This window comes from Mucilaginibacter pallidiroseus (assembly GCF_007846085.1).
Classification (GTDB): Bacteria; Bacteroidota; Bacteroidia; order Sphingobacteriales; family Sphingobacteriaceae; genus Mucilaginibacter; species Mucilaginibacter pallidiroseus.
On sequence record NZ_VOEJ01000003.1, the window covers coordinates 504,032 to 523,764 of the forward strand.

The window sequence follows — 19,733 nt, forward strand, 5'->3', positions numbered from 1 at the left end:
GGATTTTGCTGCATTAGGTTTTAAAATTTGCCCTTTTTAGCCGCTATAAGCTATATTTTGTTAGGATGTAGATAGGTGTTCGGCATAAATTAAAAAAGGGAAAGGCACAACTAAGTGCACCTTTCCCTTTTCTCGTTCTTAGAAAATTAACTACCTGATCACGCACAGACCGCAGGCAAACAATACGTTTACAAGCAGCAGTATCGAAAATATATTGATGTTACGTTTGCTTACAGAAGCTAAACGCATGTTTACTGATCTTAATAATTTATTGTTAAGCATTATAAAATGGTTAACTAGCATAAACAGGATTGCCCCACCAGTAATAGCTACAAACGCAGTTGGGTTAAAAGTTATCCAGTTTGATTTTATCATCAGCTTTAACAACACCATCAAGTTGGTAAGAACTATAATAAGCAAAAAGCTTACGTTAAAAAGCGATTTAAAACGAGGTAATGAACCGCCTAAACCAAAATTTTTAAAGCTCCACCTGTATACTGGTACAAGCACGGATTGATAAGACTTTAACATAATGCAGATATTTAAGTTAACGGATAGTTTCGACTGTGCATTCTTTTAAGATTTTGCAATCGCTTAGTCAATTATACAAATAACTTTGTTTAATAGTACAATGTTTTGAAAAATAATTTTTAACAGAATTTTATAAACTTAAAAACGGCACAAGCAAAACATAATATTATTTGACCGTTGACTATTTGACTGGTTGTATAACAAAAGGTTTAAAATCGAAAAAGCCAGGCGTTAACCTGGCTTTTACTTATTTGCGTTTAAAATCTGCTTCGGGGTAAGGTTTTTCTAACAGGTATTTGTAAATGAACTTATTTGTTTCCATTTGCTGATGCGCGGCCTTTGCCGGATCGCGGAAGCCGTGGCGCTGACCCGAGTATAGCATAAACTCGAAAGATTTACCTAAATCCTGCAATTTTGATGTCAACTGGATGCTGTTTTGCATATGTACGTTATCGTCCATAGTACCATGTACAATGCGCAATACGCCCTTCAACTTATCAGCATGTGTTAACACCGAACTGCTTTTATAACCTTCAGGGTTGTTTTTTGGTGTACCCATATAGCGTTCGGTATAGTGCGAATCATAAAGCGACCAATCCATTACCCCAAAATTGGCTATGCCGTGTGTAAATACATCGGCACCATATGTTAATGCGTAGGCCGATATATAGCCACCGTAGCTGCCGCCGGTTATCATGATCTTTTTAGGATCGGCACCGTATTTATCTTCCAGGTATTTAACCATTGTGATATAATCGGCCATTTCCCATTTGCCAAGATCTTTATAAATATAGTTTTGGCCCATTTTACCAAAGTGGCCCGATGCACGGTGGTCTAGCGCTACCTGGATGATACCTTCTTTGGCCCACCATTGGCTTTGACCACTAAAACGCCAGTTATCCATCACGGTGCCGGCATTCGGCCCGCCATAAATGCTGATGATCAACGGGTATTTTTTACCTGCCTGGTAGTTTGTAGGCAGCATAAGGGTGAGCGGCAAATCAAATCCGTCGCTGGTTTTAACACGCAGCAGTTGGGTGGTGGCTAATTCGTAATCGTTAAACTCCTCGCCCTTGCTATCTGCAATATCCTTTACTAATTTGCCCTTATTATCGTACACGGCAAGTTTTGTAGGCGTTGCTACGTTTGAGTAAGAGTCGGTAAAGTAACTGCCATTTGGCGATAGGCTGATGTTGTGGTTGTACTGGCCGCTGGTAAGCCTTACCAAGCCTTTGCCATTAAAGTTTACCTTGTAGAAATCTACCCGTGCAGAGTTTTCTTTGCGGGCGGTAAAATATACCAGCTTATTTTTCTCGTCGATGTGTTTTAGGCCGGTTACAGTGTAATTACCGCTTGTAATTTGCGATTTAAGCTTGCCGTCCATACCATACCAGTAAAGATGCATCCATCCGCTTTTATCTGTTTTAACAATAAAGCCCTGGTTATCTTTAAGGAAATCGATATCATCAAACCAATCCAGCCAGGTTTTTTGTGTTTCGTTATAGATCTCTTTCTTGGCACCTGTAGACGGGCTCACCGCGTAAACTTTAAGGTTGTTTTGGTCGCGGTTCATCCATTGCATCCAAAGCGATGTTCCATCGGGCGACCAAAATGGCGTGCCCAGGTAAGTGTCGGCCTTTTCATCAAAGTCGGCCCATGTTATCTTGTTACCTGCAAGGTTGTAAAAGCCCATTTTAACTTCCGGGTTCGGGTCGCCTGCTTCAGGGTACCTGGTATTTTCGGTAAAGCCGTGCTGCCCTTCAGAGTTGTAGATCGGGAACATAGGCACGCGGGTGTCATTAAAATGCATCCAGGCCAGGTTCTTGCTATCCGGCGACCACCAGAAAGCGCGGTACTGCGTTGGCCTGCCCAAAATCTCCTCATAGTAAACCCACGATGCATAACCGTTGTAAATAACATCGGTACCATCATTAGTTATTTGTGATTGCTTGCCTGTAGCCACATCTATAATGTAGAGGTTGCCGCCAAAAGTGTAGGCCACCTTGCTGCCGTCCGGCGAAAGCGTAGGGTTTTGTTCAACGTCGGCTGTCTTGGTGAGGCGTGTTTCGGTACCATCAACTTTGGTTAAATATATATCACGGTCTTTAATAGCAACCGTTGTACCTTTTGCAGGGGGCGGGGTGTAAGGCGTTTCGGCACCGGTGAGTACGTCAACCTGTGTGCTGCCACCGCCACCGCTACGGCGGCCGAAAGTTCCTTTAATGTAATGCGTATCATCGGCCCAACCGTTAATGGCCGGCAGTGGGGCTACAATTTTATTTGGCTCGTTCCTGAGCATTTGCCCGGTAGTGAGCTGCTTTTTTTGCGCGTTGGCAGCAAATGCAGTCATGGCTAAAGCCAGCATAGTTGCCCTGCTAACAGGTATAAATAACTTCATGTATGTAAAATGTTTAAAGGCTAAAGTTTATAAAAATATAGCGCAATACCCATATGTGTAAGTTTATTTTTACAAGCGCGAAAAAGCGCCTAAACAAAAAAAGCGATGGTTGTAAACCATCGCTTTCATAAATACTTTTTGATCTATTTAAACTAATCTTGCCTCTTTTGTAAGCATGGTCGGTTCAAGATCAAGGTAATCTGCAAAAAGCGCTTTTACTTTTTGCACAACCTCGGTGCGGTTAACGGTTGATGCATCCCGGCGGCACTTTAGATAGTGCTCACGCGCAATCTTTTCGGCAAGGTCGCCAAGGGTTTTTACCTTAAGCTCGCGACCGAACTTGCCGGCCAATACCAGGCAGGTTACAGCAATGCCACCCAAAACAAAACCGGCGGTATTGTTTAAAAACGATAAGCCTATTGATGCCAGCAACAATATGGTAAATGCCCATACAACGCCTTGCTTTGGCTGCAGCAAATTCATGTGGAAGCCAAGCTCATTTTCAATATCACCAACAACCTCGATACGGTTATCGCGCGGAAAAATCTCGCAAAGTTTGGTTTGTGGTTTAAGCAAAAACTTCTCGGTTGGGTTTTTACTGTTTATGGCGTTACGCAATTTGTAAAATGCCTGCTGCGTGGTGCAGCTATCGGCATGCTGTAATTTTAGCTTGTGCACAACAAGGTCACATAATACACCGAAGGTTTTAACTTCCTGCAGGTCCTCATTATTAAACTGTATATTAAAAGATCTTTCGATCTGTAGTAATACGTCGCTAATTTCTTCAGCGTTAAAATCGTTCAAATTAACAACCGGATGGCTGTTCTTCAAAGTAAGTTTCAATACAATAGTACTAAATAAAACCATTAATTAGCCGCCGTATCACTACAGCGGCTAATTGTAAATTCAAAACTGGTGCCAGCCCGAATTATTTGCTCAAATACATTGATTTTTCTTTGTATAGATGCCTGAAGTATGGGTCCATCAAATTAGGGATGAACCTGATAGCCTCGCCGGTTGATTTCATCTCAGGCCCAAGCTCTTTAGTTACTTCAGGGAACTTATCGAAAGAGAATACCGGCTCTTTAATGGCATAACCTTTCAGTTTACGCACAATGGTAAAGTCTTTCAGTTTATTAGCGCCCAGCATTACCTTCGCAGCGATGTTGATGTAAGGCACATCGTAAGCTTTAGCTATAAACGGTACTGTACGTGAAGCGCGCGGGTTGGCCTCGATCACGTAAACCTTATCGTTTTTAATTGCAAACTGGATGTTTAATAAACCGCGTACGTTAAGTGCACGGGCTATTTTTTCAGTATATTCTTCTATCTGCTCAATTACAGTATCGCTCAGGTCAAAAGGAGGCAACACCGCGTATGAGTCGCCGGAGTGGATACCGGCAGGCTCGATGTGTTCCATCATACCGATAATGTGAACGTCTTCGCCATCATGGATTGAATCCGATTCGGCTTCGGCAGCACGGTCAAGGAAGTGGTCAATTAATACACGGTTACCGGGTAAATTTTTCAACAAGTTGACCACCGCTTTCTCCAAATCTTCATCGTTGATTACGATGCTCATGCCCTGGCCGCCAAGTACGTAGCTTGGGCGAACTAACACCGGGTAGCCTACTTCATGTGCAACTTCAAGTGCTTCTTCAGCGCTTTCGGCTACACCGTATTTAGGGTAAGGAATATCAAGTTCTTTCAACAAATCGCTGAAACGGCCGCGGTCTTCGGCAATGTCCATGTCATTGAATGACGTACCGATGATTTTGATGCCATGCTGGTGCAGCTTCTCGGCCATTTTAAGTGCCGTTTGGCCACCCAACTGTACAATAACACCTTCCGGCTTTTCAAGATCGATGATCTCGCGAACATGCTCCCAGAATACCGGCTCGAAATATAGCTTGTCGGCCATGTTAAAGTCGGTAGATACAGTTTCAGGGTTACAGTTAACCATTATAGCTTCGTAACCGGCCTCTTTTGCAGCAAGCAGGCCATGTACGCAGCTATAATCAAACTCAATACCCTGGCCTATGCGGTTAGGGCCCGAACCTAATACGATGATCTTTTTGCGATCAGATACTACAGATTCGTTTTCACCCTCGTAGGTTGAGTAATAGTAAGGTGTTTTTGCGGCAAATTCTGCAGCGCAGGTATCAACCATTTTATACACGCGGTGGATATTTAACTCCTTACGGCGTTGGTAAACATCCTCTTCGGTTACGTTACCTAATATATAAGCGATCTGCGTATCAGAGAAACCTTTTTGCTTAAGCGTGTAAAGGAAGTCTGTTGGTATGTTGTTTAATGAATAGCGACGAAGTTCGGTCTCCATGTTAACCACATCCTGGATCTGGTTCAGGAACCAGCGATCAATTTTGGTTACTTTACGGATAGACTCGATTGGCACGCCAAGGCTCATGGCATCATAAACGTGGAACAACCTGTCCCAGCTTGGATGCTCAAGGCTGTGCATTATCTCATCAAGGTTGCGGCTTTGGCGGCCATCGGCACCAAGGCCGGCACGGCCTATCTCCAGGCTTTGGCAAGCTTTCTGTAAAGCCTCAATAAAGCTGCGGCCAATACCCATAACCTCACCTACCGATTTCATTTGCAGGCCAAGCTGTTTGTTTGCACCCTTAAATTTATCAAAGTTCCAGCGAGGGATTTTAACGATCACATAGTCAAGCGTAGGCTCAAAATAAGCTGAAGTAGTTTTGGTGATCTGATTCTCTATCTCATCAAGGTTATAACCTATAGCCAGTTTTGCAGCAATTTTTGCAATTGGGTAGCCGGTTGCTTTTGATGCTAATGCCGATGAGCGCGATACACGCGGGTTGATTTCGATAGCGATGATCTCCTCATTAGCCGGATTTACTGAGAACTGTACGTTACAGCCACCTGCAAAGTTACCAATGGCACGCATCATTTTGATGGCCTGGTTACGCATTTCCTGGTAGCAACGGTCGCTCAGGGTCATGGCCGGGGCTACGGTTATCGAGTCGCCGGTATGGATACCCATCGGGTCGAAGTTTTCGATAGAGCAGATGATGATTACGTTGTCGCGGTTATCACGTAATAACTCAAGCTCATATTCTTTCCAACCCAATACAGCCTGCTCTACCAAAACCTCGTGGGTTGGCGATGCCTGCAGGCCGCGGTTTAGTGCAGCGTCAAAATCTTCTTTTTTGTGTACGAAGCCGGCTCCTTTACCGCCAAGCGTGTAGCTTGGGCGTATAACCAACGGGAAACCAATTTCCTGCGCTCCTTCTTTACCTTCAAGAAATGAGTTGGCAATTTTTGATTTAGCAACGCCTACGCCAATGTCAACCATTAGCTGGCGAAACGCTTCGCGGTTTTCGGTTTTCTCGATAGCGGCAATATCAACACCAACAATTCTTACCCCGTATTTTTCCCATATACCACGCTCATCAGCTTCTATACAGAGGTTTAACGCAGTTTGGCCACCCATTGTAGGTAACACAGCGTCAATTTGTTGCTCTGTAAGGATTTGCTCGAGGCTGTCGCAGTTTAACGGTAATAAATAAACATGGTCGGCAATAACTTTGTCGGTCATGATGGTTGCCGGGTTGCTGTTGATGATAGATACAGATATACCTTCATCTTTTAGCGACAGGGCTGCTTGCGAACCTGCATAATCAAACTCGCACGCCTGGCCTATAATAATAGGGCCCGAACCAATAATTAAAACGGATTTAATGGAAGTGTCTTTGGGCATAGTCTTTTTTAAAGTCTTAAGTCCTAAGTCCTTCGTCGAGAGCGGGGCCGGGTTTGGTAGGCTTTTAGCTGCTGACTACTGACTTGAAATACTATACGCTGAAAGCCTGGAAATTCCGACTTCGTTGTCGGGGTGCAAAGATAGAATTTATTAAGGATTGTTTAATTGATTTTTCAAAAAAACATATGCTAACAAGTGTTTAAAAGCTTATATTAAGCACGCGGGCTGTTGCAGGCAGTGCAATTTAAAAGTAAATATGCATGTGATTGTCACTGCGTGTACGTGCAGATTGTAATTTAGCCTCGCGTTGCCAACTATTATCATTTAGTTTTTAAATTGGCAGCTTTAACTTAGTCTATGAAAAAGCTTTCTGTTTTTGTGATTTGTGCCGTGCTATGCTCATGCGCTTCAGTACAATCTATTATTAAATCAAGTTTCCCGTATACGGCTACTTTTGCAATCCCGGCGTCTTCAAGCACTGGTAATAGCCAAACTACAGTTAGTATGGGTAGCAGTTTTGATCAAAACTTCTCGAAAAGCGGCAATAATGCCGATCGCGTAAAAGATGTGCACATAGCATCGGCCCGGCTACAGGCTACAGACCCGCGCGATTTTAACATCGGTAACCTGCAATCGGCAAAGGTGTACATGGCCCGTGCCAACGGACAAGGCGAAGTTATGGTTGCTTCGCGTACAGATATCGGCGCCAATGTTGGCAGCAGCCTTGTATTGGATATTGATAACAGCGTTCTGCTAGACGAACTGGTGCGCGAAAAAAGTGTACGCGTAAAAATGGTTTATGTATTGCGCAATAAAACTGAAGTAAAAGCAAGCCTGAAAGTAAGTTTAGGAATTAGTGCCAGTGCTAATACTGCGAAAAGTGGGGCGGCTGCAGAGGGAACTAAATAAGTTAAGCTATTAAAAAGTAACTTAGGCTACCTTTATTAATGTGGTAAAATGATATAATTCGGGTTCCTTTAAAAGCGAAGTATATAATTGGCTTGTTTTTAACCGAGAGCACTACAAAATTTTTATCATCACTTGTGTTAAACTTAACTTTTTTGCCTGCAAATTCTGCATATTTTGAAATTTTGTAATCTGAAGAATTAATTACCGAACCCGTTTCTGATATTAATTTACCAAGTAATGCCGCAATTAACGCTTCCTTTTTTTTGCGGTGTATAGTATCATCCGGCGCTGAATACATATAGTTATTGATAATAAAAGAGGCATCTTTTTTGTCAATATACGCGGATGTGATAAACTTGCGAATGCACAACTTCCGATTGTCAAACGTTCCCTGCGCTTGAGCGGCAATCTTGATGAGAATGAAAAAGGCCGTTAGGATAATTGAGTTTTTCACAGGTGTGATTTAGAGTGTACGCTTTGCTAAACAAATTAAATATCGATATCTTATCTGTAAAACATCTCGAAACACCTACATTACGCCAATGCCGAATGCTATAGGCACGTTGTATGACACTTTAACTGGCAAGCCAAACTTTGTAGCAGGTTGCCAGTTAGGCGATGTTCTTAATACCCGCAGCGATTCGGCGTCAAGTGTCGGGCTTACATTTTGCACAACGCGCATGTTTGATAATGAGCCATCTTTTTCGATGTCAAAAGATAACACAACCGTACCTTGTACACGCCGATCTCTGTCGGGCGCAGGATACCTAATTTGTTTCGCTAAAAAGCGAGAAAAGGCGGCATCGCCTCCAACAAATTTAGCGGGTACATCTCTATTAGTTGCATAAGTAGTTGTTATACCATCGTGAAAAGAACTTCCTGATACGAGTACGCCGTCGGCATATTTCTCTTCGAATGTCAGGCCCATAGCTTGATCATGGCCTTTCCAAATGCCGTCGCGTTTCCCGCCCTTGAGTGCTCCTTGTTCTGCAATGTCTATAAAGTCTTCTGTGTAAATTGTAAATATTCCGTTCCCGTCAACAACCGTTGCTTTGCCTAACGAGTCGTAAGCTTCGGGAATAGTGTAATTGAAATCGATAGTTGGTTTATTATCTGCAGATGCTTTTGCTTTCGGATCAGCAGGGAGCGGGTATTCTTTCCTGTTATAAAGTTGCCCGTTATGATAGTACTCGTATAGTGCGCCTGTGTTACGCCCATACACATAGTTTTCAATGGTATGACGACGCCCATCTTCATAAAATGATAAAAGTGCCCCGTGTATTTTGATTGGATATAGTGCAGTTGACTTATAAAGTCTTTTCTTTTTACCGCTTTTATAGTAATCCGCTACGGTAAGTAAATCTTTACTGTTTTCGGGAGCGGTTACAATTCTTATTGTAGCTGCACTGTCTTTATTAAAAGTTACTCCGCCTTCAAGATTTAAGTAATAAGCGGTTTGTTGCTGCGATAAGCAAATTGCCGGGAAAGCTATTAATGAAAAAATAATAAAAGCATACTTTATCATGATAGGTTAGATTTAACCCAAAGATAATAGTTAACCAATAAATAACAATAGTAGTTACGGGCTAAACAGCTATAGAGCTCGCTTCACTATCTTATAAGCTTATTATTTACATCCGGGAAGATGAGGATAGGCTCATATTTGCGGGCTTCTTCGGCCTCCATGTACGCGTAAGACATAATGATAACGATATCGCCAACCTGTGCAAGCCTTGCAGTTGCTCCGTTTAAGCAGATGGTGCCGCTGCCGCGTTCGCCTTTTATAACGTATGTTTCGAAACGGGCGCCGTTGTTATTATTAACAATTTGCACCTTTTCGTTAGGGATGATATTAGCTGCATCAATAAGATCCTCGTCAATAGTAATGCTGCCAACATAGTTTAATTCGGCCTGCGTTACTTTAACACGATGCAGTTTTGATTTTAATACCTCAATTACCATAGTGCAAAGGTATAAATAAATTTAGTGGATAGCCTACCGCCAAAAGTTTGGATAAAGTAAACATTTGTTGTTAACAAAAGCTTGCCGCTATTTAATCAACATATTATCTATCAGCCTTGTTTTACCAACCTTTGCGGCTGTAAGAGCAACAATAGTTTCTGAACTGGCGTCGGCAGGCAGGAGGGTCTGCCCGTCGGCAAGTTCAAAATACTCGGGCTGTACACCAGGCTCGGCTTGCAGCATATCATTAGCTTTTTCTTCCAGATCGGCTATGCGGCTATTGTCAAAGTTATCCTTAACCCACTGCAGAGCACGTGATAATACAAGGGCGTGCTGCTTGTCGTCATCGCTTAAATGAATGTTGCGCGAGCTCATGGCCAAGCCGCTTGGTTCGCGCTCTATAGGGCACATTACCATTTCTACAGGTATGTTTTTAATAGCTAACATGCGGTTTATCACGGCAATCTGCTGGTAGTCCTTCTGGCCCATGTAAAGGCGTGTAGGTTTTACTATATCAAGCAATTTGTAAACCACCTGCATTACGCCCTGGTAGTGCCCCGGCCTAAATTCGCCCTCAAGCAAAAATTCCAGCTGCCCAATATTCAAATGCCAATGCTCATTGCCATCATACATATCATCTACACCCGGGTTGAACAACACGTCGCAATTAATCGCTTCCAGTTTAGCTATGTCTTCTTCAATTGGCCGTGGGTAATTTTCCAGGTCTTTAGCGTCTGTAAACTGGGTTGGGTTTACAAAAATGCTGCATACCACAACGTCATTCTCGCTGGCTGCTTTACTTATCAATGATAAATGCCCGTTATGCAAGGCGCCCATGGTTGGTACAAAGCCAATGGTTTGTTTGCCCAGGGTTTTAAGGTATGCTTGTATATCGTGGCGGGTAGTAAATATTTTCAAAATAATGCTTTACAAAAATCTGGCAAAGGTGGTTAATTCATTAAAAATTAGCAAGAGCTATTGTGTAACTGGTTGTTAGTTCATATTATAATGCTTATATTTGCACACTCAAAATTTTTTGACTTCTTACATTTATAATTCTGATTAGTGATGGGTAAATCTAAGCTACTGTTCATAACTCATGAAATGTCTCCTTTTCTTGAAATCTCAAAAATTGCTGAAATAACACGCCAGCTCCCGCAAGCCATGCAGGAAAAAGGTTTTGAAATTCGCATTTTGATGCCGCGTTTTGGGAATATCAATGAGCGCAGGAACCGTTTACATGAGGTTATCCGCTTATCGGGGATGAACATCATCATCAATGATAACGATAATCCGCTTATCATCAAAGTAGCCTCAATACCGGCTGCGCGCATGCAGGTTTACTTTTTAGATAACGAAGAGTATTTTCAACGCAAGCATGTTTTCAACGATAAAGACGGTAAGTTTTATGCCGATAACGATGAGCGCATGATATTCTTTTGCAAAGGTGCTTTAGAAACCGTTAAAAAATTAGGTTGGGCACCGGATGTTATACACTGCCATGGTTGGATGAGCGCATTGGTGCCGGCTTACTTAAAAACAACTTACAAGGACGACCCTACCTTTAAAAGCTCTAAAGTTATTTACTCGATTTATGAAAACGAGTTTAATGAGAAGCTTGATGCCGACTTTGCACGTAAAGCGGTTATGGGCGATATGACGGAGGAGAACACCGAAGTATATAAAGAAGGCACTAACTCGGCTTTATATGCAGGTGCAATTCAGTACAGTGATGCCATAGTTCTTGGTAGTGAGAATATCGCGCCGGAGGTGTTAAATAATGTTAAAAGCAGCAATAAATCGGTATTGGATTACGTTTCCACTTCTGATTTCGAAAATTATTACAATTTTTACGACGAAATTACCAATGACGAATTGGTTAATGTTGCATAAGCTTTAAAACTATATATGAAATTTTACAAATTAGGCTTATTAACCCTGTTAATAAGTCTTTTTATTTTGAGCAGCTGTAAAAACCAGGACGAGATAGGCTTAGGCGTTGATCCCGGTAATCAATTAAACGGCAGTATGATAGTTGATAGCAGCATGACTGTTGCCACTATCCCTGATGATACGGTAGCAACAGTTGGGCTTTCAAGATCGGCATTATCCTATTTCAACGATCCTGTTTTTGGTGTTACTCAATCTGATATTGCAGCATCGTTATCGCTGCCCGGCAGAACTGCATACACCATCCCAACCGGTGTACTTAGTATCGATTCTGCAATGCTTATCCTGCCATACGCCGCCGGCTTTTATGGCGACTCATTAACGTCAAGGTTTAAGTTGAATGTACATCAGTTGCAAGAGCAGGTGAAAGCATCCACTACATATTTTAGCAATAAAACCTGGAGTTATAACCAGGATGTAATTGGTACTAAAATATTTACTGCAAGGCCAAATGATAGTGTAAGGGTGTATAATATTGTAGCTGGTAAAGCAGATACTTTAGTAAGGTTGGTACCGCAAGTAAGGGTGCCAATGAATACAGCATTTATTTATAACAACCTTTTTGAAGGTGATAACAATCTTAAGTCGGACGCTATTTTCCAAAATGCGTTTAAAGGGCTTTTTATAACGCTCAATAAAAATCAAACAACCGGGCCGGGGGGTAATATCATGCTGAATATGGACTCCGCACGGATCGCAGTATATTATAAATCGCGCAACTCTACCAGCGGTGTTGTGGATACCGCAATGGTGACCATGCCTGTTACGCCAACTCAGCATGCTGTAAATATCAAACATACTTATAGTTCAACTATCCAGGCCGCCATTAGTAACCCTACTGCGTCGAATAACTTTTACTTACAAGGGCTTGCTGGATTACGTGGTAAAATTACTTTTCCTAATATTAAAAATGTGGTTGCCGGTTTGGGCAACGTAGTGTTGAACCGTGTTGAGCTTGTTGTAAAGGTTGCACCAGGTACCAATATACCTTATGCTCCTGCATCTAAGCTTACGCTTTACCAGTTGGACATAGCCGGGCAAAGGGCGTTATTGCCGGACGCCAATACGGCAGATACCCGCGGCGCAAACGCGCTTTCGGCTTTTGGTGGTTACTATATGAAAAGTACAGGCGAATATCATTTTACCGTAACGGCTTATATCCAGGATTTGATCAGGGATAGGGCAAAAGATTACGGCCTTTATATTGCACCCGTAAACCCTACGATAAGCACAACAGCAATTGATATTGCTGCTACGCCATCATACGCCGAACGCTCTGTTATCGCCGGTAAAAATTCATCAAACCGCATCAGGCTAAATATTACCTACACAAAAATAAATCGTAAAACTATAGCGGCTTTCAATTGCTTATTAATTAAGCGTTGGCAGCCGCTGTACTTTTTTGTATTGCCGCGTCATCGCATCTAAATCTTAAAATTTATGTGTGGCATAGTAGGTTACATTGGGTACAGAGAGGCCTATCCCATAATTATAAAAGGGTTACATCGCTTAGAGTATCGCGGGTATGATAGTGCCGGCGTGGCCCTGAATGATGATGAACACGGCCTCCAGGTTTTTAAAAAGGCCGGCAAGGTTAGCGATCTGGAAGACCACGTAAACGGTGCCGAGTATCTTAAAAGCACCTCCGGTATTGGCCATACCCGTTGGGCTACGCATGGCGAGCCGAGCGATCGCAACTCGCACCCTCACTTATCGGGCAATGGTAAACTATCCATTATCCACAATGGCATTATCGAGAATTACGCCAGCATCAAAGAAACGCTTTTAGCAAAAGGCCATGTATTTAAAAGCGATACCGATACCGAGGTATTAATACACTTTATAGAAGATATACAGCGAAATACGGGTAAGAGCCTGCAGGAGGCCGTGCGCCTTGCGCTTAACCGTGTTGTGGGCGCTTATGCCATAGTAATTGCAAATGCCGATCAGCCCGACGAGCTTATAGCTGCACGCAAAGGTAGCCCTATGGTTATTGGTGTGGGCGAAGGCGAATACTTTATAGCATCAGATGCTACCCCTATTGTAGAATACACGCAGAACGTGATCTACCTTAATGATAATGAAATTGCTTACATTAAGCGAGACGACCTGCTGGTAAAAAATATTGATAACACCATACAAGAACCGTACATACAAGAGTTAGAACTTAAGCTGGAAATGCTTGAGAAAGGCGGCTACGATCACTTTATGATGAAGGAGATATATGAGCAGCCGCGTTCTATTCGGGATTGCATGCGTGGGCGTATTTACCCCCAAAAAGGGCTTGTACAGTTGGGCGGCATAAAGGATTACGCTGATAAGCTTAAGAATATCGATAGGATAATTATTGTAGCCTGCGGCACTTCATGGCATGCCGGGCTGGTTGGTGAGTATTTAATTGAAGAATATGCCCGTGTGCCTGTGGAGGTTGAGTACGCTTCAGAGTTTAGATATCGTAATCCTATTATAACGGATAAAGATCTGGTAATTGCTATCTCACAGTCGGGCGAAACGGCCGATACCATGGCGGCCATAGAACTGGCTAAGGAGCGGGGTGCAACCATATTTGGCATTTGTAATGTTGTTGGTGCATCTATACCAAGGCTAACGCATGCGGGCGTTTACACCCATGCAGGGCCCGAAATTGGCGTGGCATCCACCAAGGCTTTTACTGCCCAGGTTACTATATTAACGCTAATAGCTTTTTATGTAGCACAGCAGCGCGGTACAATTACCGAGGCCAAACTTGTGGAATACTTAACAGAGCTTGACAGTATACCTGCGCTTGTTGAACAAACGCTTAAAGCAAACGAGCAAATAAAAATAATTGCCGAGCGATTTAAAGATTCGGCTAATTGTTTGTTTTTGGGGAGGGGAAGTTCTTTCCCTGTGGCGCTTGAAGGTGCGTTAAAGCTTAAGGAGATATCGTACATACATGCCGAAGGCTACCCGGCCGCTGAAATGAAACACGGCCCTATTGCGCTAATTGATGCCGATATGCCCGTGGTTTTTATCGCTACCCAAAACTCATCTTACGAGAAAGTGATTAGTAACATACAGGAAGTAAAGGCACGTGGCGGACATGTAATTGCCATTGTATCTGAAGGCGATACAACGGTAAAAGATATGGCCGAATATGTCGTAGAAATACCGCAAACTGCCGAGGCTTTTGTGCCTTTACTGGCCACTATCCCTTTACAACTGTTGGCTTATCATATAGCTGTTATGCGCGGCTGCAATGTAGATCAGCCCCGTAACCTTGCTAAATCGGTAACGGTTGAATAATTAGATTTGAGACGGATGCAAAGCGCCAGGGTTAATTGCGACGTTGGTTAATACTGTGTACTCACTTTTAATGTCTCAAATCTAAACCTAAGCCGACATTTTTTTATGGCTTACTAAAGAGTGAACTGAAGGCCTTTTGCCAAAAATCATAATCCGATAGGTATTTAGCAACAAATTAAACATCAGCAAAATGCTCGATAGGCAAATTCGATTGTTATTATATATTTGCATAGAGATCATCTATTAATTGAATGACAATTACCCAATTAGAGTACGTAGTAGCTGTTGATACATATCGCAGCTTTGTAGCTGCCGCCGAAAAATGTTTTGTTACCCAGCCTACGTTAAGTATGCAGGTGCAAAAGCTTGAAGATACATTGGGTGTAAAGTTATTTGACCGCAGCAAGCAACCGGTAACCCCAACAGAAATTGGCGAAGAAATTATAGCACAGGCGAGAGTATTGCTGGCCGAAAGTGAAAAGATCAAAGAAATTATAAGCGACAGGCAGAAGGAGCTTTCGGGCGAGTTAAGGGTGGGTATTATTCCGACGGTGGCCCCATACATATTGCCCAAGATAATGAATGGTTTTATTGCCAAGTACCCGCAAGTAAAACTGGCCATATGGGAGCAAACAACAGAGCAGATTATTCAGCAATTAAAATTAGGTACGCTTGATTGCGGCATACTGTCTACCCCGCTGCATGAAGGCAGCCTTACCGAAATTCCGGTGTTTTACGAAAACTTTGTAGCCTATGCGTCCAAGCAAAGCAAATTATTCAAGAAGAAAACCATCACACCCGACGATATTGACATGGAGGAGATCTGGGTGCTTAACGAAGGGCATTGCATGCGCGAACAGGTGTTGAACATTTGCCAGCGCCGAAAGGCTACCAAAGGCTATCAGCACTTTGAGTACAACACAGGTAGCGTAGAAACATTGAAACGCATGGTTGACATGAACAACGGTGCTACTATTTTGCCCGAGCTTGCCCTTGCCGATATGAATGAAAAGCAGTGGGACCGTGTGCGTTATTTCAAGAGCCCCGAACCGGCGCGCGAGGTAAGTATAGTAATTCACCGTAATTTTTTAAAGCGCCGGATGATAGAGGCGCTTAAAAATGAAATACTAGAATTTGTACCCAAGCGACTGCGCACCAAAAAGAAGAAAGAGATAATGGATATTTAAGCATAAGTCAAAAACGTCATCCCGAATTTATTTCGGCATCATAGATAGATAGTAAATTGACAAGTGGGTTGCTGAAACAAGTTCAGCATGAACGTTTTGCAAACTCAGTAGTCTATTTTGTTGTGTTCTGCGCGTTACTAATTTGTAACCGTCCTTAATGCTTCAACAATTTTTTGCGCGGTTGCAGCCAGTTCATCCTGGGTTGGTGAAAGTTTTAGGCGCGAAAAATTCATATCGTCTACCCGGTTCATCGGTATCAGGTGTATATGTGCATGAGGCACTTCAAGGCCTATAACAGCCACGCCAACTTTTTTGCAGGGTATAGCTTTCTTAATACCGGTTGCTACAATTTTGGCAAACATCTGCAAGCCCATATACGTCTCGTCATCGATATCAAAAATATAGTCGACCTCTTTTTTTGGAATAACCAAAACATGGCCTTCAGCTAATGGGCTGATGTCCAAAAACGCCAAAAACTCGTTGGTTTCGGCAACCTTATGTGCGGGAATCTCGCCTGCTATGATTTTTGAAAAGATGCTCATGAGTAGATGTGTTGAGGGATGTGGAAATCCCCGGTTGACTATAACATCAACCGGGTATATATATTTTTACCTGCTGATTTCCAGGATTTCAAATTCCATTTTGCCAGCCGGAACCATGATTTCCGTTTTTTCTCCCACGGATTTGCCTAAAAGACCTTTAGCAATTGGTGACGATACAGATATTTTGCCCGCCTTTAAGTCGGCTTCGGTTTCTGATACCAGTTGGTAGCTCATAGTAGCGCCGTTTTTGGTATTCTTTATTTTCACGATAGATAAAGCCAAAACCTTTGATGTATCCATTTTTGATTCATCAAGTATGCGTGCGTTTGCAAGCACCTCTTCCATTTTGGCAATCTTAGTTTCATGCAGGCCCTGCGCTTCTTTAGCAGCATCGTACTCTGCGTTTTCAGACAAGTCGCCTTTGTCGCGTGCTTCGGCAATGGCGTTAGCTATGTTAGTGCGTCCTGTAGTTTTTAAGTACTGTAATTCCTCTTTTAATTTTTCTAAACCTTCTTTGGTATAGTAAGATACCTCTGCCATAATACAATTATTAATTTAGGATAATGGCCAAAAAAAACCGCCCTGCTATTTTGTAAAATAGGAGAGCGAATGGCCTTAAAAAACAAACAAGACTACGGGGAGCTTGCCCCATAGTCTTGCTTTGGTAATTAAACGAAGATAATACAATTAAGTTTTATAATCCAAATTTTTTAAACGGCAGCAAAAAGGCAGCGATTGTTGTCGCTGCCTTTCACTTAATATTATGCCAACGCTGTATTGCTTACTCCAGCGTGATTTGCCTTTTAATGCTTTCCTCTAAAGATATAAAGGTTTCGGTGCGTTGTATTCCCTTAACGCTTTGTATCTGCTCGTTCAATACCTCGCGCAGATGGTTAGTATCATGGCAAACTATTTTAGCGAAAATGCTCCAGCTGCCGGTTGTGTAATGCAACTCAACAATTTCGGGTACGTTTTTTAATTGCTTAACAGCCTCGTTGTATTGCGAACCTTTTTCAAGAAATATGCCTAAAAACGCTGTAACGTCATAACCCAGCTTTTGCGGGTTAACTTCAAGGCTGGCACCTTTAATAACGCCAAGCTCTTCCAGCTTTTTCATGCGCACATGTATGGTACCGCCAGAAACGATCAACTCTTTTGCGATCTCGGTGTAAGGAGTTGTCGCGTTTTTCATCAATATTGATAAGATTTGGATATCAAGATTGTCAATTTCTAAATTTTGAGGTTTCCTGTGAGGCATAAATTTTAATATCTTTATTTAAATACAAGTTTAATTAAAAAACAAATAAAAATAAAAATATTTTATTGAAATATTTGCAAGAAATTATCAAGTCCCTTACTTTTGTATAAAGTAATTGACAATTGCATATCGTTCTTTTAAAAATAAACAATGTTGGGTGGTGAAATTTTTGGCAGACACACCTCCTTGTCCCGGTGGCGGAGATCATGGAAAACCCGAAGCGGGCTAACCACTCTGTGAAGGTTCGAACCCTTCCCCAACAGCACTTCCGATGTGAGAAATCGGACTTATATCCTGTAGGATGGTGAAATTTTTGGCAGACACACCTCCTTGTCGCGGTGGCGGAGATCATGGGAAACTCTTAGCAATAAGAATAACCACTCTTTGAAGGTTCGACCCCTTCTCCTACAGCTCTTCTCATAATTTAGGTTTATAATTGGTTAGTAAAAGCTCCTGCCCATCAGGAGCTTTACTTTTTTACAATAAATCCTGAAAACTACTTAGCTTTTAATTTTATACAGGAAAACTGAACTTACCCATTAACACTGCAGGATTTTGGCCGATAATTAACGGTTCGCCGCAAAGTGCCTCATTACCTAACAGGGCAAACAATATAGCTTCTTTAGCATCCGGATCGATGCCCAGCTCAACAGTATTGCCTATTGTTACGCCTGGTAAAGCTTTTTCCAGATAGTCGATAATATATGGGTTACGCGCACCGCCACCGCTTGCAAATATCTTTAAGCCTTCGATATCAAAATTACTGCGGATGAAGTTAGCCGTAACCCGACCAGTAAATGCGCTTAGGGTAGCCACAAGGTTTGCCTTGGCAATGTTTAAGGTGCGGGTTGCCTGCTGCGCATCTGCAACATAGTTTAAATTGAAGAGTTCGGGCCCCGTAGTTTTTGGTAATGCCTCGTTGAAGAACGGATGATGCATCAGGGCATCAAGTAAAACTTCGTCAACAACGCCGCTCTTTGCAATTTGTGCATCTTCATCAAATGGCTTATCGAAGTAAGCGCGGCAGGCAGCATCTATTAAAGTATTTCCCGGGCCAATATCTGTACTCATCACCTCGCTTAAATTGCCATTGCCGGGCAAATAGGTTAAGTTGGCAATACCACCAATATTTAAGAGTATCCGGTTTTCGCCGGCTTTGCTACCTAATAATACGTCTCCGTAAAGTGCAAGCGGTGCACCTTCTCCGCCGGCAGCAATGTGCTTCTGCCTAAAATCACTTACTGTTAGTATGCCTGTTTTTACAGCGATATGGTCACCGTCGCCAATTTGCAGGGTTGCATTGCCATATCCTTCTTGTTTATGCTGATGCTGTGGCGCATGGTAAATGGTTTGGCCATGGCTGGCTATAAAATCGACGTCTTTTGGATTTATGTTCCAATCTTTTAATGCCTGTAATATTAAACCGGCATGAAAATTTCCAATGTATTCGTTAAGCAGGCAAAGTTTCTCGAGGCTCACCTGCTTTTGTGCAAATACCTGCTGCACCTCGGTTTTGAAATCCTGCTGGTATGGGATGGTTGTAAACCGCAGCAACTTAAAAGTTGTGCCAATACCGCTGCCTTTAAAACTGCAAAGCGCAATATCAAGCCCGTCCAGCGATGTGCCCGACATCAGGCCGATGCCCAGTTTTTCTTCTTTTTGGGCGATATAGAACAGCTTTTTTAAATTTTGATTTAATGCGGGCATAAGCGAGGTGATGTACCGATACAAATTTAAATTTTAACTGCCTTTATAGCATACTTAGCATATATTTGTTTTACCCCTTACATGGGATAGCAACCCTAATCAACATATGGCAAGATTAAATTTATTGGAAGAGACACGTTATGAGAAGCTGCCGGTAACGGTATATGCCGATCAGCAGACGGCCTCACTGGCAGTAGCGGGGCGCATAGCAGCGCTGATCCGCAGCAAACAGGCACAAGGCAAGCCCGCAGTACTGGGC

Annotated in this window: 17 protein-coding genes, 1 tRNA gene and 1 pseudogene; 7 read left to right on the forward strand and 12 right to left on the reverse strand. The window is 42.6% G+C overall.

Going from position 1 to position 19,733, the window contains the following annotated elements; all coding sequences use genetic code 11:
• Positions 1–150 precede the first annotated feature (150 nt).
• The 4 genes from FPZ43_RS09235 to carB form a co-directional block, all read right to left on the reverse strand.
• Entirely contained in the window at positions 151–531 is a 381-nt protein-coding gene (locus tag FPZ43_RS09235) for a hypothetical protein (RefSeq protein ID WP_146381581.1), read from the reverse strand.
• A 247-nt stretch (positions 532–778) separates the two neighbouring features.
• Positions 779–2,929, reverse strand: a complete 2,151-nt coding sequence (locus tag FPZ43_RS09240; RefSeq protein ID WP_146381582.1) for a S9 family peptidase — start codon at positions 2,927–2,929, stop codon at positions 779–781.
• 147 nt (positions 2,930–3,076) lie between these two features.
• Positions 3,077–3,796: a hypothetical protein gene (locus FPZ43_RS09245; RefSeq protein ID WP_146381584.1), complete on the reverse strand. Its 720-nt coding sequence runs from the start codon at positions 3,794–3,796 to the stop codon at positions 3,077–3,079.
• A 61-nt stretch (positions 3,797–3,857) separates the two neighbouring features.
• Entirely contained in the window at positions 3,858–6,674 is a 2,817-nt protein-coding gene (gene carB, locus FPZ43_RS09250) for a carbamoyl-phosphate synthase large subunit (protein ID WP_146381586.1), read from the reverse strand.
• A gap of 357 nt (positions 6,675–7,031) precedes the next feature.
• Between carB and FPZ43_RS09255 the strand changes: the two genes are divergently transcribed.
• Positions 7,032–7,583, forward strand: a complete 552-nt coding sequence (locus FPZ43_RS09255; protein ID WP_146381587.1) for a hypothetical protein — start codon at positions 7,032–7,034, stop codon at positions 7,581–7,583.
• Between the two features lies 1 nt (position 7,584).
• Here the strand turns inward: FPZ43_RS09255 and FPZ43_RS09260 are convergent, their stop codons facing one another.
• From FPZ43_RS09260 to panC, 4 genes are all read right to left on the reverse strand, one after another.
• Positions 7,585–8,037 (reverse strand): hypothetical protein, encoded by a 453-nt coding sequence (locus FPZ43_RS09260; RefSeq protein WP_146381588.1) that lies wholly within the window; start codon positions 8,035–8,037, stop codon positions 7,585–7,587.
• A 75-nt stretch (positions 8,038–8,112) separates the two neighbouring features.
• On the reverse strand, positions 8,113–9,108 hold the full coding sequence (locus FPZ43_RS09265) for an energy transducer TonB (RefSeq protein ID WP_146381589.1): 996 nt from the start codon (positions 9,106–9,108) through the stop codon (positions 8,113–8,115).
• Positions 9,109–9,194: 86 nt separating this feature from the next.
• Positions 9,195–9,545: an aspartate 1-decarboxylase gene (gene panD, locus FPZ43_RS09270; RefSeq protein ID WP_146381590.1), complete on the reverse strand. Its 351-nt coding sequence runs from the start codon at positions 9,543–9,545 to the stop codon at positions 9,195–9,197.
• 87 nt (positions 9,546–9,632) lie between these two features.
• Complete coding sequence (panC, locus tag FPZ43_RS09275; RefSeq protein ID WP_146381592.1) at positions 9,633–10,463, reverse strand: pantoate--beta-alanine ligase; 831 nt, start codon at positions 10,461–10,463, stop codon at positions 9,633–9,635.
• Positions 10,464–10,613: 150 nt separating this feature from the next.
• Here panC and FPZ43_RS09280 point away from each other — a divergent pair, with 150 nt between their 5' ends.
• From FPZ43_RS09280 to FPZ43_RS09295, 4 genes are all read left to right on the forward strand, one after another.
• Positions 10,614–11,438: a glycogen/starch synthase gene (locus tag FPZ43_RS09280; protein ID WP_146381594.1), complete on the forward strand. Its 825-nt coding sequence runs from the start codon at positions 10,614–10,616 to the stop codon at positions 11,436–11,438.
• A gap of 15 nt (positions 11,439–11,453) precedes the next feature.
• Complete coding sequence (locus FPZ43_RS09285) at positions 11,454–12,923, forward strand: DUF4270 domain-containing protein (RefSeq protein WP_146381595.1); 1,470 nt, start codon at positions 11,454–11,456, stop codon at positions 12,921–12,923.
• 12 nt (positions 12,924–12,935) lie between these two features.
• Positions 12,936–14,780 carry a glutamine--fructose-6-phosphate transaminase (isomerizing) gene (gene glmS / locus FPZ43_RS09290; protein ID WP_146381597.1) on the forward strand — a complete coding sequence of 615 codons (1,845 nt, stop codon included), beginning with the start codon at positions 12,936–12,938 and terminating at the stop codon, positions 14,778–14,780.
• A 251-nt stretch (positions 14,781–15,031) separates the two neighbouring features.
• Positions 15,032–15,967 (forward strand): hydrogen peroxide-inducible genes activator, encoded by a 936-nt coding sequence (locus FPZ43_RS09295; protein WP_146381599.1) that lies wholly within the window; start codon positions 15,032–15,034, stop codon positions 15,965–15,967.
• 137 nt (positions 15,968–16,104) lie between these two features.
• On the opposite strand, the gene FPZ43_RS09300 is transcribed toward FPZ43_RS09295, so the two are convergent.
• The 3 genes from FPZ43_RS09300 to FPZ43_RS09310 form a co-directional block, all read right to left on the reverse strand.
• Positions 16,105–16,509 (reverse strand): HIT family protein, encoded by a 405-nt coding sequence (locus FPZ43_RS09300; RefSeq protein ID WP_146381602.1) that lies wholly within the window; start codon positions 16,507–16,509, stop codon positions 16,105–16,107.
• A gap of 66 nt (positions 16,510–16,575) precedes the next feature.
• Positions 16,576–17,049 (reverse strand): transcription elongation factor GreA, encoded by a 474-nt coding sequence (greA, locus tag FPZ43_RS09305; protein ID WP_146381604.1) that lies wholly within the window; start codon positions 17,047–17,049, stop codon positions 16,576–16,578.
• Between the two features lie 241 nt (positions 17,050–17,290).
• The gene (locus FPZ43_RS09310; RefSeq protein ID WP_146381606.1) at positions 17,291–17,767 is read right to left on the reverse strand and encodes an Lrp/AsnC ligand binding domain-containing protein; all 477 of its coding nucleotides are present in this window, start codon (positions 17,765–17,767) and stop codon (positions 17,291–17,293) included.
• A gap of 151 nt (positions 17,768–17,918) precedes the next feature.
• On the opposite strand from FPZ43_RS09310, the gene FPZ43_RS19270 reads away from it, so the two are divergent.
• Positions 17,919–18,030 (forward strand) — tRNA-Asp (locus tag FPZ43_RS19270).
• 250 nt (positions 18,031–18,280) lie between these two features.
• On the opposite strand, the gene FPZ43_RS09315 is transcribed toward FPZ43_RS19270, so the two are convergent.
• A complete protein-coding gene (locus FPZ43_RS09315) occupies positions 18,281–19,474 on the reverse strand; it encodes an anhydro-N-acetylmuramic acid kinase (RefSeq protein ID WP_146381608.1) in 1,194 nt (397 codons plus the stop codon).
• A gap of 106 nt (positions 19,475–19,580) precedes the next feature.
• On the opposite strand from FPZ43_RS09315, the pseudogene FPZ43_RS19510 reads away from it, so the two are divergent.
• Positions 19,581–19,733 (forward strand): annotated as a pseudogene (locus FPZ43_RS19510) (glucosamine-6-phosphate deaminase); the annotation flags it as partial.

Bases quoted from the DNA above. Each gene is read 5' to 3' on its own strand.
- FPZ43_RS09315 (WP_146381608.1), bottom strand. From the start codon at position 19,474: ATGCCCGCATTAAATCAAAATTTAAAAAAGCTGTTCTATATCGCCCAA.
- FPZ43_RS09310 (WP_146381606.1), bottom strand. From the start codon at position 17,767: ATGCCTCACAGGAAACCTCAAAATTTAGAAATTGACAATCTTGATATC.
- FPZ43_RS09295 (WP_146381599.1), top strand. From the start codon at position 15,032: ATGACAATTACCCAATTAGAGTACGTAGTAGCTGTTGATACATATCGC.
- FPZ43_RS09280 (WP_146381594.1), top strand. From the start codon at position 10,614: ATGGGTAAATCTAAGCTACTGTTCATAACTCATGAAATGTCTCCTTTT.
- FPZ43_RS09265 (WP_146381589.1), bottom strand. From the start codon at position 9,108: ATGATAAAGTATGCTTTTATTATTTTTTCATTAATAGCTTTCCCGGCA.
- FPZ43_RS09245 (WP_146381584.1), bottom strand. From the start codon at position 3,796: ATGGTTTTATTTAGTACTATTGTATTGAAACTTACTTTGAAGAACAGC.
- panD (WP_146381590.1), bottom strand. From the start codon at position 9,545: ATGGTAATTGAGGTATTAAAATCAAAACTGCATCGTGTTAAAGTAACG.
- FPZ43_RS09255 (WP_146381587.1), top strand. From the start codon at position 7,032: ATGAAAAAGCTTTCTGTTTTTGTGATTTGTGCCGTGCTATGCTCATGC.
- FPZ43_RS09300 (WP_146381602.1), bottom strand. From the start codon at position 16,509: ATGAGCATCTTTTCAAAAATCATAGCAGGCGAGATTCCCGCACATAAG.
- glmS (WP_146381597.1), top strand. From the start codon at position 12,936: ATGTGTGGCATAGTAGGTTACATTGGGTACAGAGAGGCCTATCCCATA.
- FPZ43_RS09285 (WP_146381595.1), top strand. From the start codon at position 11,454: ATGAAATTTTACAAATTAGGCTTATTAACCCTGTTAATAAGTCTTTTT.
- carB (WP_146381586.1), bottom strand. From the start codon at position 6,674: ATGCCCAAAGACACTTCCATTAAATCCGTTTTAATTATTGGTTCGGGC.
- FPZ43_RS09235 (WP_146381581.1), bottom strand. From the start codon at position 531: ATGTTAAAGTCTTATCAATCCGTGCTTGTACCAGTATACAGGTGGAGC.
- greA (WP_146381604.1), bottom strand. From the start codon at position 17,049: ATGGCAGAGGTATCTTACTATACCAAAGAAGGTTTAGAAAAATTAAAA.
- FPZ43_RS09240 (WP_146381582.1), bottom strand. From the start codon at position 2,929: ATGAAGTTATTTATACCTGTTAGCAGGGCAACTATGCTGGCTTTAGCC.